General features: G+C 55.0%; 1 pseudogene. It reads right to left on the reverse strand.

Annotated elements, in window-relative coordinates:
- Window positions 1-322 (reverse strand): annotated as a pseudogene (locus tag L691_RS28660) (DNA mismatch repair protein MutS); the annotation flags it as partial.

Consider the following 322-nt stretch of genomic DNA (forward strand, 5'->3'; position numbering starts at 1 on the left):
ATCATCGACTATAGCCTGTGCAATATCCTCGCGAAGATCAGCGCATTCGTCAATCCCTTCGCCGATTTCCCGCAGCGTGGACGAGCCCGAAGCGAGGCATAATTGCTTAAGCTCGGGAATCTGCGCCAGCGACAGCTTCAAGGCGTTCAGATCACGGCCGTTGGCGCTGCCGTACGCGACACGTCCGGTGAGACGTTCCAGATCGTAAATTTCTTTTAGGGCCAGGCGCAAATCCTCGCGGACAATGTACTGATTGTACAAATATTCGACAGCCTCCAGACGCCGCTCGACCATGGAGCGCTGCAGCAGCGGCTTTTTTTTT

It is taken from the genome of Paenibacillus zanthoxyli JH29, assembly GCF_000520715.1.
Classification (GTDB): Bacteria; Bacillota; Bacilli; order Paenibacillales; family Paenibacillaceae; genus Paenibacillus_AQ; species Paenibacillus_AQ zanthoxyli.